This window comes from Flavobacterium sp., assembly GCF_036782315.1.
Taxonomy (GTDB): Bacteria; Bacteroidota; Bacteroidia; order Flavobacteriales; family Flavobacteriaceae; genus Flavobacterium.
The window spans coordinates 20,565-36,968 of the sequence record NZ_DAIPZK010000001.1 but is presented as its reverse complement, the minus strand read 5'-3'; the positions used below and the strand labels follow the sequence as shown (position 1 = coordinate 36,968).

At 32.9% G+C, this 16,404-nt stretch carries 10 protein-coding genes; 4 read left to right on the top strand and 6 right to left on the bottom strand.

The window, feature by feature from the left end:
* The first annotated feature begins 64 nt into the window (after nt 1-64).
* On the top strand, nt 65-1,453 hold the full coding sequence (locus tag V7P59_RS00150) for a dipeptidase (RefSeq protein WP_333807474.1): 1,389 nt from the start codon (nt 65-67) through the stop codon (nt 1,451-1,453).
* 29 nt (nt 1,454-1,482) lie between these two features.
* On the opposite strand, the gene V7P59_RS00145 is transcribed toward V7P59_RS00150, so the two are convergent.
* The 3 genes from V7P59_RS00145 to V7P59_RS00135 all read right to left on the bottom strand — a co-directional run bounded on the left by V7P59_RS00145 (nt 1,483) and on the right by V7P59_RS00135 (nt 4,646).
* Nucleotides 1,483-2,346: a cupin-like domain-containing protein gene (locus V7P59_RS00145; protein ID WP_333807473.1), complete on the bottom strand. Its 864-nt coding sequence runs from the start codon at nt 2,344-2,346 to the stop codon at nt 1,483-1,485.
* Between the two features lie 72 nt (nt 2,347-2,418).
* Nucleotides 2,419-3,717 carry an HTTM domain-containing protein gene (locus V7P59_RS00140; protein WP_333807471.1) on the bottom strand — a complete coding sequence of 433 codons (1,299 nt, stop codon included), beginning with the start codon at nt 3,715-3,717 and terminating at the stop codon, nt 2,419-2,421.
* Entirely contained in the window at nt 3,714-4,646 is a 933-nt protein-coding gene (locus V7P59_RS00135) for a bifunctional riboflavin kinase/FAD synthetase (RefSeq protein ID WP_333807470.1), read from the bottom strand. Before V7P59_RS00135 ends, V7P59_RS00140 begins: the two co-directional genes overlap by 4 nt.
* Before the next feature lie 140 nt (nt 4,647-4,786).
* Between V7P59_RS00135 and V7P59_RS00130 the strand changes: the two genes are divergently transcribed.
* The 3 genes from V7P59_RS00130 to V7P59_RS00120 all read left to right on the top strand — a co-directional run bounded on the left by V7P59_RS00130 (nt 4,787) and on the right by V7P59_RS00120 (nt 13,984).
* A complete protein-coding gene (locus V7P59_RS00130) occupies nt 4,787-8,113 on the top strand; it encodes a zinc-dependent metalloprotease (protein WP_333807468.1) in 3,327 nt (1,108 codons plus the stop codon).
* A gap of 174 nt (nt 8,114-8,287) precedes the next feature.
* The gene (locus V7P59_RS00125) at nt 8,288-11,002 is read left to right on the top strand and encodes a zinc-dependent metalloprotease (RefSeq protein WP_333807466.1); all 2,715 of its coding nucleotides are present in this window, start codon (nt 8,288-8,290) and stop codon (nt 11,000-11,002) included.
* Between the two features lie 261 nt (nt 11,003-11,263).
* On the top strand, nt 11,264-13,984 hold the full coding sequence (locus V7P59_RS00120) for a zinc-dependent metalloprotease (RefSeq protein ID WP_333807464.1): 2,721 nt from the start codon (nt 11,264-11,266) through the stop codon (nt 13,982-13,984).
* 50 nt (nt 13,985-14,034) lie between these two features.
* On the opposite strand, the gene pth is transcribed toward V7P59_RS00120, so the two are convergent.
* From pth to V7P59_RS00105, 3 genes are all read right to left on the bottom strand, one after another.
* Entirely contained in the window at nt 14,035-14,601 is a 567-nt protein-coding gene (gene pth, locus V7P59_RS00115; RefSeq protein WP_231835837.1) for an aminoacyl-tRNA hydrolase, read from the bottom strand.
* A gap of 142 nt (nt 14,602-14,743) precedes the next feature.
* A complete protein-coding gene (locus V7P59_RS00110) occupies nt 14,744-15,346 on the bottom strand; it encodes a 50S ribosomal protein L25/general stress protein Ctc (RefSeq protein ID WP_231835838.1) in 603 nt (200 codons plus the stop codon).
* A 48-nt stretch (nt 15,347-15,394) separates the two neighbouring features.
* Nucleotides 15,395-16,336, bottom strand: coding sequence for a ribose-phosphate pyrophosphokinase (locus V7P59_RS00105; RefSeq protein WP_333807458.1), 942 nt, complete (start codon nt 16,334-16,336; stop codon nt 15,395-15,397).
* Between the last annotated feature and the right edge of the window lie 68 nt (nt 16,337-16,404).

Genomic DNA, 16,404 nt, shown 5'->3' with positions numbered 1-16,404 from the left:
ATTGGGCTTTTTTTATTTCATTTAAAATCAATTTTGTATTTTTGAACTTTATCAAACAATCACAATGGACAATATAAAACAATACGTTCAAGAAAATAAAGAACGTTTTTTAAACGAATTAATAGAACTTTTAAAAATACCTTCTGTAAGTGCTGATAGTGCATATGCTCACGATGTAGTTTTAACAGCCGAAGCAGTGAAAGCAAGTTTAGAAAAAGCAGGTTGCGATTTTGTAGAACTTTGCGAAACACCGGGTTATCCAATTGTTTACGGAGAAAAAATCATCGATAAAAATTTACCAACGGTTTTGGTTTACGGACATTATGATGTACAACCACCAGATCCAATGGATTTATGGACATCACCACCTTTTGAACCCGTAATTAAAACGACAGAAATTCATCCAGAAGGAGCCATCTTTGCTCGTGGAGCTTGTGATGATAAAGGTCAAATGTACATGCATGTGAAAGCTTTTGAATATATGATTCAAAACAATTGCTTGCCATGTAATGTAAAATTCATGATTGAAGGGGAAGAAGAAGTAGGTTCTAAAAGTTTAGGTTGGTTCGTAGAAAGAAATCAAGAAAAATTAGCTAACGATGTGATTTTGATTTCAGATACTGGAATGATTTCTAATCAACAACCATCTATAACAACTGGTTTAAGAGGTTTGAGTTATGTGGAGGTTGAAGTTACGGGTCCAAACAGAGATTTACACTCGGGTTTATATGGTGGAGCAGTGGCAAATCCAATCAATATTCTAGCTAAAATGATTGCTTCTCTTCATGATGAAAATAATCATATCACTATTCCTGGTTTTTACGATAAAGTAGAAGAGTTATCTGCTGCCGAAAGAGCCGAAATGGCAAAAGCACCATTTTCATTAGAGAAATACAAAAAAGCCTTAGATATTGAAGATATTCACGGAGAATCAGGTTATGTTACTAACGAAAGAAATTCAATTCGTCCAACATTAGATGTAAATGGAATTTGGGGAGGCTATACAGGCGAAGGAGCTAAAACGGTTATTGCCAGTAAAGCTTATGCAAAAATTTCAATGCGTTTAGTGCCAAATCAAGATTGGGAAGAAATTACGGAATTATTCAAAAAACATTTCGAAAGTATCGCCCCTAAATCAGTAAAAGTGGTTGTAAAACCGCATCATGGTGGACAAGGTTATGTAACTCCAATTGACAGTATTGGATATCAAGCCGCTAATAAAGCATATACCGAAACCTTTGGTGTTCCTGCAATTCCTGTTCGTTCGGGTGGAAGTATTCCAATCGTAGCTTTATTTGAGAAGGAATTAAAAAGCAAAACTATTTTAATGGGATTCGGATTGGATTCGGATGCTATTCATTCGCCAAATGAGCATTTTGGAGTTTTCAATTACCTAAAAGGAATCGAAACTATTCCATTATTTTATAAGTATTTTACAGAAATGAGTAAATAAAATGAATCCCGATGAAAATCGGGATTTTTTTATAGGTTTTTGTGTGTATCAATAATTGCTTTTTCATTTTTATAATCAATCCAAGCTTGTCCTTTTCTTTTTCTCATGAAATTATCATAATGCCGCATAAAAAAAACATTGTATATCGCTTTGGCTAGATTGCTTGGTTTTCTTGGGAAAGCTCTTAAACTCATTGAAAATCCTGGAGTAATATATTTCATGTAGTGCCAATATCCTTCAGGCATGTAAAGCATTTCACCATGTTTTAGATTGCAAACTAATCCTTTAGCATTTTTTAAAGCTGGAAATTTTTCAAAATCAGGATTGTCAAAGTCAATATCTTCTCTAGAGATTAAAGAATATGGTACTTTGTACATAAAGGGTGTTTGATTAGGAGCAAATAAAATGCATTGTTTTTCTCCATGAAAGTGAAAATGCAAAATATTCGAATAATCAATATCAAAATGCATAAAAACTTTTGAATTTTCGCCACCAAAAAACAACATGGGTAATTGTTTTACTAGTCTTATACCCAGTTTAGGCCATTTGAAATCGTTTTGAAGTTGTGGCACTTCATTCATTAAATTGTATAAAAAGATACGATAATTAGTAGGTTTAGATTGTAATAAGTCGATGTAATCGCTCATTTTCATTTTAGCATGCGCCTCATTAAATCCGTCTTTATGAGAAACTGGTCTGTCATCATACAAGGGTACAATTTTATTTCCAGCTATTTCTTTGATATAATTTAAATTCCACTTGGAAAATGCAGGCCAATCTTCTGTAAAATTTTCAATTACAACAGGTTGTTGTTTTTTTACATAGTTGTTGTAAAAATCTTCTTTAGAAATTTCTTTTACACGTTTAATTTCGGTTAATTGAATTCTACCCATAAATTCAAAGTTTAGGGAAACAAAATTATTAAACAGTATATAAAGATAATTCTTTTTAAGAAAACTTTAGTGTTAATAAAGTAGAATCCATTCGTTATGACCAAAATAGTCCCATTCGGCTTTAGCCATATCAAAATTTGGGTCAATTAAAGTTTTATATTCTTTTCGATTGATACTGTTTTTACAATCGATGTGAATTGCAATGGGTTTGCCTTTGTATTCCTTTTTAATTCTTTGGCAATATTGCCAAATAAAATCGGGTTTGGTTGCCAAATTATGAGCTTGTTTATCAGTTAAATTTTTCCCATAATTGTAAATTGATTCTTGTCCAGTTTTTAAATCTTTTATTTTAATAATAATGTAACCATTTCGTTCGCGAAGCATCATACGCCAACTCAGTCGATGACCTTCTTCTGTCCATAACACATCTCCTTCAATAAAATGATGACGAATAGGAAGCAAAAGTTGAACAATTAGATAAGGAATCATTAAAAAGTAAACGATTTTTTTTCCGTAGAAACTAGGTTGTAGTGTTTCGCCAATAACACTTGGTTTTTTCTTGAGAAATATTCTTCTAATAGTTTCGGGTTCATAAAAGAATAATGCAAATGTTAAAGCAAAGAATGGGAAAATACCAATTTCTAAAAAAACAGCATTAAAAAGATGAAAAGACAAAGAAGCTATTAATGCAATAATACGAGTTCTTTTAAAAAGGAGAAGAGGCACAATTAGCAAATCAAAAATAATCCCCATGTAAGCAATAAACATATAAAACCATTTTTGAAGGAATAGTTCTTTTAAAATCATTTTATTGGTGGAATCTGCTAATAAATTTCGAGTAAAAGTGCCATCTAACCAATCAGGATATAATTTAGCAATTGAAGCAAAAACATACACAATAGCAACCTGAATTATAAACAATAAACTTATCCAATAAGGCATTGTTTTTTTTTCTTTAACTCTTTTTTGTTTTACATCCATGGAAGCATAACGATTAGCAGGAAAGAAAATCATTAAAAAGCTAATTAAAAGCAACAAATAATAATGATTGTTATAAGCTGTTTTCTGCATAAAATAAGCTCCAGCCCATAAAACAGTGTAACAAATAATTGCTATCCTATATCGGTAGCCTAGCATGATGGCCAATCCAAAAAATCCCATTGTAATGAAATACCAATACATTCCATAACCAGGCAACGGTTGAAGCCATTCAAAACCAATAAAAGAAAATGTAAATTGAGGATCGATTAAAACCCTTTTAACCCATCCGGTAAGAATGGCGCCAAAACTTTCACAAGCAACTAAAAATCCAAAGAAAATTCGGAAAACAATTAACGGACTGTTGTCTATTTCTTTGAATAAAGTTTTCATTTTAAATTTTGAATATAGTCAAGTGAAAAGGATTTATCTTTTTCGAGTTGGGCTTGTAATTCAGATAAAGAATTAAATTTCTGTTCTTCTCTTATATGTTCTAAGATTGAAATTTTAAGATTTTCGTTGTAAATATCTCGATTTAGTTCAAAAAAATGAACTTCAATTGATTGTTCATTTTCTCCTATTGTTGGATTTTTGCCAATATTCATCATTCCAAAATAGATTATGCCATCTATTTTACTCGATACAATATAAACCCCATTTTTAGGGAGTAATTTATAATTTTCTTTTATTTCAATATTAGCAGTGGGAAAACTTATAGTTCTTCCTATTTTTTTTCCTTCAATAACTTTTCCTGAAATAAAATAAGTATATCCCAAATATTGATTGGCTAATCGAACATCACTTTCTAGTAATGCTATCCTAATTTTAGTAGAACTAATTGCAATTTCATTAATTTCTTGAGCGCTAATTTGTTCTACTTCAAAGTTATATTTTTTACCAAATGAGATTAAATCATTAATATCGGCTGTTCTGTTTTTTCCAAATCTATGGTCGTGACCAATAATAATTTTATGGATGTTTAATTTATCAACTAAAATTTCTTTCACAAATTCTTCCGCAGATAAATTTGAAAATGCCGTATCAAAAGGGTGAATAATTAAGTTGTCTATACCAAATTTATCTAGTAATTCTGCTTTTTCTTCAATTGTATTCAATAACTTAATAGAAGCATCTTGTTGTAAAACCATTCTAGGATGAGGAAAAAAGGTGAGTAATACACTTTCATAATTTTCCAAATTTTTTGCGTCAACTAATTTTTTTAAAATAGATTGATGCCCCAAATGAACACCATCAAAAGTGCCAATGGTGATTGTGGTTTGGATTGTACTTTTAAAATCTAATATCGAGTTATATGTTTTCAATTTTGAGGAATTATTAAAAAGAACAAAGATAATGGCTATTATTTATTAATTAAATTTATTGATTTAAAAATGTTTTTTATCAAAAATTTAAAAAAAAAAATATAAATTTGGCAAATTAACCCCTAAATTTAAATCATAAAATGAAGAAACATCTACTATTTGTTATTTGTTTACTATTTTCTGTTTTTAATTTATTTGCACAAAACAATACGTTTTGGTCAGTAAATAAAACGAATAAAAATGAAATAGTAACAAACAAAGGTGTAAAAAGATTATCTTTTCCTAAAGAATTTGATCTGTACACTCTAAACTTAACAGCTTTAAAACAAGAATTATTTACAGTTGTAAATAATACAAGTAAAAAAAATGTTGTTATTTCTCTTCCTAATACGAAAGGAGAAATGGAGCTTTTTGAAATGTATGAAGCTTCTAATTTTGTGCCTGAGTTACAAGCTCAATTTCCTGAAATCAGAGCTTTTTCTGGGAAAAGTCTTACAGACAAGTCTGCACTTTTAAAATTAAGTATTTCTCCGCAAGGAATTTCAACAACTATTTTTAGAGCTAACAGAGAAAATGAATTTATTGAACCGTATTCTTTGGATAATGTTGTTTACGCTGTTTACAGTTCTAAAAGAGATAAAACAAAACTACCTTGGACTTGTTCGACAGAAGATCAAGACTTTATGCAAAAAACAACATCTCAGTTTGACGCAAGTGTTACTTCAAGATTAAGTGACGCAAAATTAAGAACTATGAGATTAGCACAATCATGTACAGCTGAATATTCAAATTATTTTGGTGCTACTAGTGCGGCACAAGTAGGGCTAGTTATGGCAGCATTTAATGCAACAATGACAAGATGTAATGGGGTTTATGAAAAAGATTTAGCATTACACTTAAATTTAATTGCTAACACCCCTAGTGTTATTTATTACAATCCTGCAACAGATCCCTATTCTCCTGCTGCTCAAATGGGAAATTGGAATGGTGAACTTCAATCAACTTTAACAAGTGTTATCGGTGAAGCTAATTATGATATTGGACATCTTTTTGGAGCAACTGGTGGTGGTGGAAACGCTGGTTGTATCGGTTGTATATGTGTAGATGGACAAAAAGGAAGTGGTATTACTTCTCCTGCAGATGGAATTCCACAAGGAGATAATTTCGACATCGATTATGTAACTCATGAAATAGGACATCAATTAGGAATGAATCACTCATTTACTCATAGTGCACAGGTATTAGCGGCTCAAAGAGAAGTGGGTTCTGGAGTTACAATTATGGGATATGCAGGAATTACAAGTTATGATGTGGCTCGTCACTCAATAGATACTTATCATGCTTATAATATTTATCAGTTTGAAGCTAATGTGAGTACTAAAGCGTGTCCAGTTATTATACCAGTTGCAGCAGCAAATGTAGCGCCAGTAGTAAACGCTGGACCTGATTATGTTATTCCAATAAGCACACCATTTATCCTTGAAGGTTCTGCAACAGATGCTGATGGTGATGCTTTAACATATCAATGGGAACAAAACGATGCGATTACTGGAACAGGACAAACAGGGGCAAGTAGTCCAGCAAGTGCTACAAAGACTATAGGGCCAAATTGGGTTTCAATGTTGCCAACGTCATCACCTAATCGTTACATGCCTCGATTGTCATCGATTTTAGCAAATTCAGCTACTACAAATGGTACTGGAAACGAAATAATTTTAGTAGAGGCTCTTAGCTCTGTTGCTAGAGAATTAAATTTTAGATTAACAGTAAGAGACAATGCTCCATATAGTTCAAGCACACCAGAAGTGGGACAAACGGGTTATGATGATATGAAAGTTACAGTCGCTTCAACAGCTGGTCCTTTTGTAGTTTCTGCTCCTAATACAGCAGTTTCTTGGGTCGCAGGAACAAATCAAAGTGTAACATGGTCAGTTGCAAATACTGATATAGGAACCGTAAACACAAAATTTGTAGATATTTATTTGTCAACAGATGGTGGTAATACTTATCCAATACTTTTAGCAAGTAGAGTTCCAAACGATGGTAGCGAAACTATAACTGTGCCAAATTTACCTGGAACTACAAACAGAATTATGGTAAGAGGTAATGGTAATATTTTCTTTGATATTTCCAATACAAACTTTACAATAACTGCTCCTGCTTCAACTTTTGCTGTAGCATATAATGGAGTAGCAGGAGAACAAAATAAGTCATATTGTCAAGGAGCTACGGCAACATATAGTATTGATTACAAGGCTTTAGGTGGTTTTAGTGGTACAACAACTTTTACGGCTGCTGGTAATCCGGCAGGAACAACTGTTTCGTTTTCTCCTACATCAATAAATACGAATGGAACAGTTACAATGTCTATTACTAATACAGCTGGAGCAACTCCCGGTATTTATAATGTTATAGTTACTGCTACTTCTGGCGCCGTTTCAAAAACAGTTCCTTTTTATTTGAATTTATTGAATTCGAATTTCGGAACACAAGCTTTAACTTCTCCAGCTAATAATGCAATTAATCAGTTAACAAATGTTACCTTGAGTTGGCCTTCAAATGGAGCCGCTACATCTTATGATATTCAAGTAGCAACTGATGCTGGATTTACAGCAATCGTATTTAGTGGTAATGTAACAACCACAACTTATGCTTTAAATGGATTAGCTGATGCTACAACATATTATTGGAGAGTTAAACCAAAAAACGCTGGTTGTGAAGGGGTTTATAGTGCTGCATTTAACTTTAAAACCGGACAAACTGCATGTAATTTAACTTCAAGTGTTGATGTTCCTAAAACCATTAGAAGTAATAATGCAAATACTGTAACTTCAACGTTGTCAGTTGCTACTGGCGTTGTTATTACAGGAGTGAAAGTGAATTTAAATATTACACATACTTATATTGAAGATTTAACAGTGAGACTTACAAGTCCGGCAGGTACTGTTTTGAATTTATTAGTTGAACCATGTGGAGATTTTGATAATTTAAATGTTGTTTTAGATGATGCTGGTTCAGCTGTTTCTTGTAGTTCTGGAAATCCTGCTTTGTCAGGAGTTGTAGTTCCTTCTCAGCCATTATCAACTTTAAACGGACAAAACTCAGCAGGAACATGGACGCTAACTGTTGTTGATGGGTATGCTGGTGATGGAGGAACATTGAATAGTTGGGGGTTAAACTTCTGTACTACTCAACCTTTAACAACAAATACCAATCAAATTAATGATTTAGTTGTATATCCAAACCCTAACAATGGAAACTTTAATATTCAATTTACATCAAATTCAGGTAATGAAATTAAGGTAAATCTGCATGATATTAGAGGGAGAGAGATTTTTACTAAATCATATAGTAATAATGGTTTATTTAATGAGTCATTCCAGTTAAGCAATGTTCAGTCAGGTGTTTACCTTGTGACGGTTGAAGATGGAGACAGAAAAGAAGTGAGAAAAATACTTGTAAAATAACTTTATCACATATTATCTCAAAAGAGCAACATTTGTTGCTCTTTTTTATTGTAACAAATTTTTGTCAAAATTAGTTTTTATAAGTGCAAACGATGAACTCACACTATAATTTATTTTTGTTTTTACAAGAAAAATGAATTAAATTTGCAATAAATCAAAAAAATAACCCATAAAATGAAAAAAAAATTACTAGTTATTTTGTTTTTTTCAACAGTGTCTGTATTCGTTCAGGCACAAACTGAAAAATTCTGGGCAGAACACAAAGGTTCGGATTTAGTTCTTTCTAAATCTATCCAAAGAGAAACTTTTCCAACAGATTTTAAGTTGTTTAACTTGAATGTTAATTCTTTGAAACAAGTTTTGTTAACTGCGCCACAAAGAACAAATGCTAATCGTTCTTCTGTTGTGATTTCAATCCCTAACAATGACGGAAAATTAGAAAGATTTACAATGTATGAAGCTTCTAATTTTGAGACAGAATTACAAGCTCAATTTCCTGAAATTAGATCTTACGTGGGTGTTGGAATTGATGATAAAACTGCTATTTTGAGATTAAGTTTAGATCCAAGAGGAATTCAAACTATGGTTTTTAGAGCTGATAAAAAAACAGAATTTATCGAGCCATATTCTCAAGACGGTTCAGTTGTTGCGGTGTATGCTTCTGGAAGAAACAAAGGTAAATTACCTTTTACATGTTCTACTCCTGAGCAGGTTATAATGAATGATTTGTCTAGAAATACAAACTCAACTCAAGCAAGTACAGGAGTATTATTAAACTTTAGATTGGCCCTTTCATGTACTGCGGAGTATGCAAATTATTTTGGAGCAACAAGTAGTGCTCAATCATCATTAGTATTAGCAGCATTTAATGCTACAATGACAAGAGTTAATGGTGTTTTTGAAAAGGATTTTGCAATTAGAATGAATATTATTGCAAACACAACAAGTGTAATTTATTATAATGCAACAACAGATCCTTATTCAGATGCAGCTCAAATGAACAACTGGAACAGTCAATTGCAATCTACATTAACAAGTGTTATTGGTGAAGCTAATTACGATGTTGGTCATTTATTTGGAGCTACTGGTGGTGGAGGTAATGCTGGATGTATAGGTTGTGTTTGTGTTAATGGTTCTAAAGGAAGTGGAATTACATCACCTGCTGATGGGGTTCCTGCTGGAGATAGCTTTGATATTGATTATGTTGCTCATGAGTTAGGACATCAGTTTGGAGCTAATCATACTTTTTCTATGAGTAATGAAGGAACGGGTGTGAATATGGAACCAGGTTCAGGTGTAACAATTATGGGGTATGCAGGTATTACATCACAAGATATTGCTGCCCATTCAATTGACATTTTTCATGCAGCATCAATTGCTCAAGTTCAAGCAAACATGGCGGGTAAAACTTGTCCAACATCTGTTGCAATTACCCATGGTACACCAGTTGTTACTTCGGCAGGAAATTACACTATCCCCAAGAGTACTCCTTTTATGTTAACAGGTTCGGCTACTGATACAGGAGGAACATCTTCTTTAACTTATTGCTGGGAACAGTATGATAATGCTTCAGCTGGTCAAACAGGTGCTAGTAGCGCTGCTTCAGAAACTAAAGCTTCGGGTCCTAACTGGAGAAGTTATTTGCCTTCTTCGAGTCCAACAAGATATTTTCCTAATATGACATCTGTTTTAGCAGGTCAAAAAACAACTTCAGGTGATGAAATTCTTGTTGAGGCATTAAGTTCGGTTGCAAGAACATTGAATTTTAGATTAACTGTAAGAGATAATGTTGCAGGACAAGGTCAAACAAATTTTGCAACTTCTACAATTACTGTTGATGCAACGAGAGGTCCTTTAGAAGTTACTTCTCAAAATGGAGCAAGTGTAACTTGGATTCCAGGTACAACAGAAACAATTACATGGAATGTAAATGGTACCAACACTAGTTTTGGTGGTGCTAACGTTGATATTTTGTTGTCGACAGATAATGGAGCCACTTTTACTACTGTTTTAGCATCAAATACTCCAAATGATGGTTCTGAAACTATTACAGTTCCTAATATTTTACAACCATTTTGTAGAATTATGGTGAAAGCTTCAGGAAGTATTTTCTTTAATGTTAATGTGAAAAATATTGCTATTGGATATGTTGTAACAACAACAACAACTTGTACTGATTATACAAGAACTTTTAGCCCAGCTCAAGCAATGGCGACTAACTGGACAGGGTATCTTTTACCTTCAACACCAATAACAGATAGTTATACTATTTCAGATGTTGATTTTAAAGTTGTATGTACTGCTGCTAGAACAAATCAAGTTTCTTTTGGACTTGTTAAACCAGGTTCTTCTGTAGTGGATGTTGTGGCTTTCGATGGTCCAAATTCAGGTTGTGCTAATAATAGAGCTAACTTAAATGCTATTTTTGATGACGAAGGAGTGGCTTTTGATTGTGCTGCAACTGCAACAGGTGCAAGATATATTCCTGTTGGTGCTTTGTCTTCTTTAGATGGAATGAATTCAGCTGGTCAGTGGAGATTTGCTGCAAAAAGTACAAATACATCAAATACAATTTCAAGTGTAACTTTAACTTTGTGTAAAACAGAAACTACAGTTGTTTTGGCGTCTGAAGGTTTTGGTTTAGATAATTTTGTTATTTATCCAAATCCAAATAATGGTAACTTTAACATTCAGTTCTCTTCAACTTCTGGAAATGAAGTTAAAGTTAGCGTTCATGATTTAAGAGGAAGAACTGTATTTAATAAATCGTTTAATAATAATGGCTTATTTAATGAATCATTACAATTAAACAATGTACAAGCAGGAATTTATCTTGTAACTGTTCAAGATGGTGATAGAAAAGAAGTTAAAAAAATAGTTGTAGAATAAATACTCTACAGTAATAAACAAAAAAAGAGAAGGTGAAAGCCTTCTCTTTTTTTGTTTTGTTAAGATATAAGATCTGATAGTGTACCTACGCAAATTTGTTTAAATTTTTTGAAAATATTACCCATTAAATTTTTTTTATAAATTTTAATTTCGGTTTAATTAAAGTAATGTGTGTTAAAAAAGAATTTTTCATTTTCATTTTTTATGTTTTTATCTTTTTTTTTAATAAGTTTGTTAATTAATCATTAAATTCCCAATAAGATGAAAAAAACTTTACTATTAATTTTTTCTTTATTTTTTGTGAGTGTGACATTCTCACAAACAGATAAAGTTTGGTCTGCCTACAAAGGTCAGAATATAATAATTTCAAAAACAGCTGAAAGAGAATCTTTTCCAGTTGATTTTACTTTGATGCAGTTAGATTTGAATAGTCTTAGACAAGTTGTTTCAACAGCGCCAGTTAGATTTGCAGAAAACAGATCAAATGTAATTATTTCAATACCGAATTCTGATGGTAAATTAGAACGTTATAGAATATATGAGGCTTCTAATTTTGATGCTGAATTACAGTCACAATTTCCTGAAATCCGTTCTTATGTAGGTCAAGGTATAGATGATAAATATGCGGTATTAAGGATGAGTCTTGATCCTAGAGGGATTCAAACAATGGTTTTTAGAGCAGATAAACAGACTGAGTTTATGGAGCCATATTCTCAAGATGGTAGTGTTTATGCTGTTTATAAATCTTCTAGAAGAAAAGGTAAATTACCATTTACTTGTTCTACACCAGAACAAACATTGGTAAATGACATTTCTACTCCAGAAATCACTTCTCGTTCAAGTACTACTACATTATTAACTTTCAGATTAGCCTTGTCTTGTAATGGAGAATATGCTAATTATTTTGGAGCAACTAGTTCTGCCCAAGTGTCTAATGTTTTAGCAGCTTTTAATGCTACAATGACAAGAGTAAATGGAGTTTTTGAAAAAGATTTTGCTATTCGAATGAACATTGTTGCCTCAACAACAAATGTAATTTATTATAATCCTGCAACTGATCCATATTCTACATTAGCTAATTGGAATACAGAATTGCAACAAGCATTAAATACTACTTTAACTGGACCTTCAACTTCTTTAGCTGCAAATAATGCGGCATATGATGTTGGGCATATGTTTGGTTCAACAGGTGGTGGTGGTAATGCAGGCTGTATTGGTTGTGTATGTGTGAATGGAACAGCTTCAGGTACTGGAGCGACAAAAGGTAGAGGAATTACGTCTCCTGCAGATGGTGTTCCAGCAGGGGATACATTTGATATTGACTATGTAGCACACGAGCTTGGACATCAATTTGGTGCTAATCACACTTTTTCACATTCATCTGAAGGAACAGGTGTAAACAAAGAAGTTGGTGGTGGAGTAACAATTATGGGTTATGCAGGTATTACTTCTTATAATACTCATATGAATTCTATTGATGTTTTTCACTCAGCTAGTATAGCGCAAGTTCAGGCAAATATGGCAGGTAAAACTTGTCCTACTTCAACAGCGATAACGCATTCTGCACCAGTTGTAAATTCGGGAGGTAACTGGACTATTCCATTGAGCACCCCTTTTGTTTTAACAGGTTCAGCTACTGATGCTGGTGGTGCTAGTGGATTAACATATACTTGGGAACAAAATGATGATGCTGGTTCTAATACTGGGGCTAATAGTCCGGCTAGCCCAACTAAAACAACTGGGCCAAATTTTGTGTGTTACCCAGCTTCAACTAGCCCAGCACGATACTTTCCTATTATGTCTTCTATTTTGGCAGGAAGTACTACAACTCAAGGCGTTGGTGTTACTTCTGAAGCATTGAGTTCGGTTGCAAGAACATTGAACTTTAGATTAACTGCCCGTGATAATGTATTGGGCCAGGGACAAACTAATTTTGCTGATGCTGTGGTAACAGTTGCTAATAAAACTGCATTGACAATAACAATGGCGCCAAATACTAGTTATCCAGTTGGTTCAACTCAAACTGTTGTTTGGACAGGTGCAACTGGTGCTAATGGCCACAATACAATTGCTGGTGCAACAAATGTAGATATTTCGTTTTCGTCTGATAATGGTGTTACTTGGACTACTTTATTAGCTGGGACGCCAAATGATGGAACTCAGGCGGTAACTTTACCAGCAGGTGTTGCAGCGCCATATTGTAGATTTATGGTGAAGGCTAGTGCAAACGTTTTCTTCAATATTTCTGCTCCTTTTTCAGTGGGTTATACAATTACAACAACTTGTAATAGTTATACAATGAATACAGGTTTTGCAATTCCAGATAATAATACGACTTTTACGGTTAGATCTATTAATGTGCCTACAACAGCTAATATCTCTGATGTTAATTTAGCTGTTAACTTGACTCATACTTACGTTTCAGATTTACAAATCGTTCTACAAGGGCCTATGACGCCAACAACTCAGTCAACGATTTTTAATCAAGCATGTACGAGTAATGATAATATAAATGCTACTTTCGATGATCAAGGTTCAGGGATAGTTTGTGCTACAACAATTACAGGAAATGTTATTCCATCTTCTCCATTAAGTGTATTTAATACTTTAAATCCAAATGGGAATTGGTTAGTTGGTATTAGAGATGTGGCAGCTGCAGATACAGGAAATGTAGTTTCTTATACATTAACAGTTTGTTCGGAACAAGTAACTCTATCAACAGAGGATGTTGGTTTAGATAATTTTACATTATATCCAAACCCTAACAATGGAAACTTTAATATTCAATTTACATCAAATTCAGGTAATGAAATTAAAGTAAATGTTCATGATGTGAGAGGAAGAGAGATTTTTGCTAAATCATATAACAACAATGGGTTGTTTAATGAATCCTTACAATTGAATAATATTCAATCTGGAGTTTATCTTGTAACTGTTCAAGATGGTGCTAGAAAAGAAGTTAAGAAAATTGTAGTTCAATAATTGAATAATATTTATAAACATAAAAAGGGAAGTTTTAAGCTTCCCTTTTTTTATTTCCCATTATATGTATTCATCGTATTGTTTAAACCTGCTAAAGCAAAAGATTTTATTATCTCTGAACTTATTTCCAAACGCTCTTTTAATTTTTCTTTTTCTTCATCGCTCCATTCGCCTAGTACGTAATCTACTTGTTGTCCTTTTTTAAAGGCATCACTAATTCCAAATCTGTACCGAGGATATTCTGTAGAGTTTAATAATAATTGGATATTTTTAAGTCCATTATGACCACCGTCACTTCCTTTTGTTTTAATTCGGATGGTTCCAAAAGCCAAATTCAAATCATCGGTAATAACCAACATGTTTTCTTTTTCGATGTTTTCCTTTTCTAACCAATACTTAATTGCTTTTCCACTCAAATTCATATAGGTGTTCGGCTTAAGTAATAATAAGGTTCTTCCTTTAATTTTTAGTTCAGCTAGTTCACCCAATTTTACGGTTTGAAATGAAATTCCTTCCTTATGTGCTAGATAGTCCAAAACTTTAAATCCGATATTGTGTCTTGTATTTGCATATTCTGAGCCAATATTTCCAAGCCCAACGATTAAGAATTTCTTCATGGGTAAACTCTCTTTTATTTGTTTATTAAACAGATTTGATAACCAATTCATATTGCAAAAGTAATGCAAAGTTTAGATACTGAAAAGCATAAAAAAAGCACCAGTAAAAACTGATGCTTCTTTTGTATACATTGAAAAGAAATTATTTTTTCTTTTTTGCTCCTTTTTCTGCTTTTGCTGCCTCTTGAGCTGCTTTCATTGCCGCACGAGAAATTCTCACTTGACAAACTACAGTGTTATCTGGGTGCATTAATTTGAAATTGTTAGTTTCAATTTTAGTAACGTACAATTTGTTACCCATTTGTAATTCTGAAATATTAGCTTCAACAAAGTCAGGTAAGAATTTAGGTAAAGCTTTTACTTTTAAACGACGTTGGTTTAAACGTAAAACACCTCCTAATAATACCCCTGGAGAAGTTCCTGTAATTTTAACTGGTACTTCCATAATGATTTCTTTATCATCGCTTAATTGGAAGAAGTCAATGTGTAAAATTTTGTCAGAAACTGGATGAAATTGAATGTCTTGCATGATAACATTGTAAGACGTTCCGTTTAACTCAACTACAACAGTGTGTGCGTTTGGAGTGTAAACCAAATCTTTAAATGCTCTTTCGTCTGCAACAAAATGAACTGGTTGATTTCCTCCGTAGATAACGCAAGGAACCATTCCAGCATCACGTACGGCTTTAGTTGCCTTTTTACCTACGCTTTCTCTTTCTGATCCTTTAATCGTAATTGATTTCATTGTAATATATATATAATTAATAAATACTTATTAAAGTGGCTCTTGATTTTACATCAAAAATTTTCCACTGATTGAGTTGTTGTTTTGAACCATATGCATTACTTCTGCAAATAATGGTGCGCAACTTACAACTTTAATTTTCTTCGATTCTTTTCTTAACGGAATAGAATCAGTAACAATTAATTCTAATAATTTAGAATTCTCTATTTTTTCATATGCTTCTCCTGATAAAATAGGATGTGTACATATTGCTCTCACACTTAAAGCTCCTTTTTCCATCATAACATCAGCTGCTTTTGCTAATGTTCCTCCGGTGTCTATCATATCGTCAACTAAAATAACATTTCTTCCTTTTACTTCTCCAATAAGTTCCATTGTGTCGATTACATTTGCTTTTTTTCTTTGCTTGTAACAAACTACAACATCAGATTCTAAAAACTTAGAATACGCATAAGCTCTTTTTGAACCTCCCATATCTGGAGATGCAATAGTTAAATTTTCTAAATTTAAACTTCTTACATAAGGTAAAAAGATAGTAGAAGCAAATAAATGATCTACTGGTTTTTCAAAGAAACCTTGAATTTGATCTGCATGTAAATCCATGGTCATAATTCGAGTAGCTCCTGCAGCTTCTAATAGTTTTGCAACTAATTTAGCTCCTATGGGTACTCTTGGTTTGTCTTTTCTATCTTGTCTAGCCCAACCGAAGTAAGGGATAACTGCTGTAATATGACGTGCTGATGCTCTTTTCGCTGCATCAATCATCAATAATAATTCCATTAAATTGTCCGAACTTGGAAAAGTAGAACAAACAAGGAATACGCGTAATCCTCTTATTGATTCTTCAAAAGAAGGCTGAAACTCGCCATCACTATATTTAGAGAACGTTACTTTACCTAGCGGAACGCCATACTTTTCAGCAATTTGTTCGGCTAAATACACACTCTGAGAACATGCAAAAATTTTTGCTTCTGGTTCTTGATACAGCATGTTAATTTATTGTTTAGTAGTTAGTTAGTGTTGTGTTGTGTAAATGAGGTGCAAATTTAGAAATAAAA

Bases quoted from the DNA above. Each gene is read 5' to 3' on its own strand.
- V7P59_RS00125 (WP_333807466.1), top strand. From the start codon at position 8,288: ATGAAAAAAAAATTACTAGTTATTTTGTTTTTTTCAACAGTGTCTGTA.
- V7P59_RS00150 (WP_333807474.1), top strand. From the start codon at position 65: ATGGACAATATAAAACAATACGTTCAAGAAAATAAAGAACGTTTTTTA.
- V7P59_RS00110 (WP_231835838.1), bottom strand. From the start codon at position 15,346: ATGAAATCAATTACGATTAAAGGATCAGAAAGAGAAAGCGTAGGTAAA.
- V7P59_RS00145 (WP_333807473.1), bottom strand. From the start codon at position 2,346: ATGGGTAGAATTCAATTAACCGAAATTAAACGTGTAAAAGAAATTTCT.
- V7P59_RS00120 (WP_333807464.1), top strand. From the start codon at position 11,264: ATGAAAAAAACTTTACTATTAATTTTTTCTTTATTTTTTGTGAGTGTG.
- pth (WP_231835837.1), bottom strand. From the start codon at position 14,601: ATGAAGAAATTCTTAATCGTTGGGCTTGGAAATATTGGCTCAGAATAT.
- V7P59_RS00140 (WP_333807471.1), bottom strand. From the start codon at position 3,717: ATGAAAACTTTATTCAAAGAAATAGACAACAGTCCGTTAATTGTTTTC.
- V7P59_RS00130 (WP_333807468.1), top strand. From the start codon at position 4,787: ATGAAGAAACATCTACTATTTGTTATTTGTTTACTATTTTCTGTTTTT.
- V7P59_RS00105 (WP_333807458.1), bottom strand. From the start codon at position 16,336: ATGCTGTATCAAGAACCAGAAGCAAAAATTTTTGCATGTTCTCAGAGT.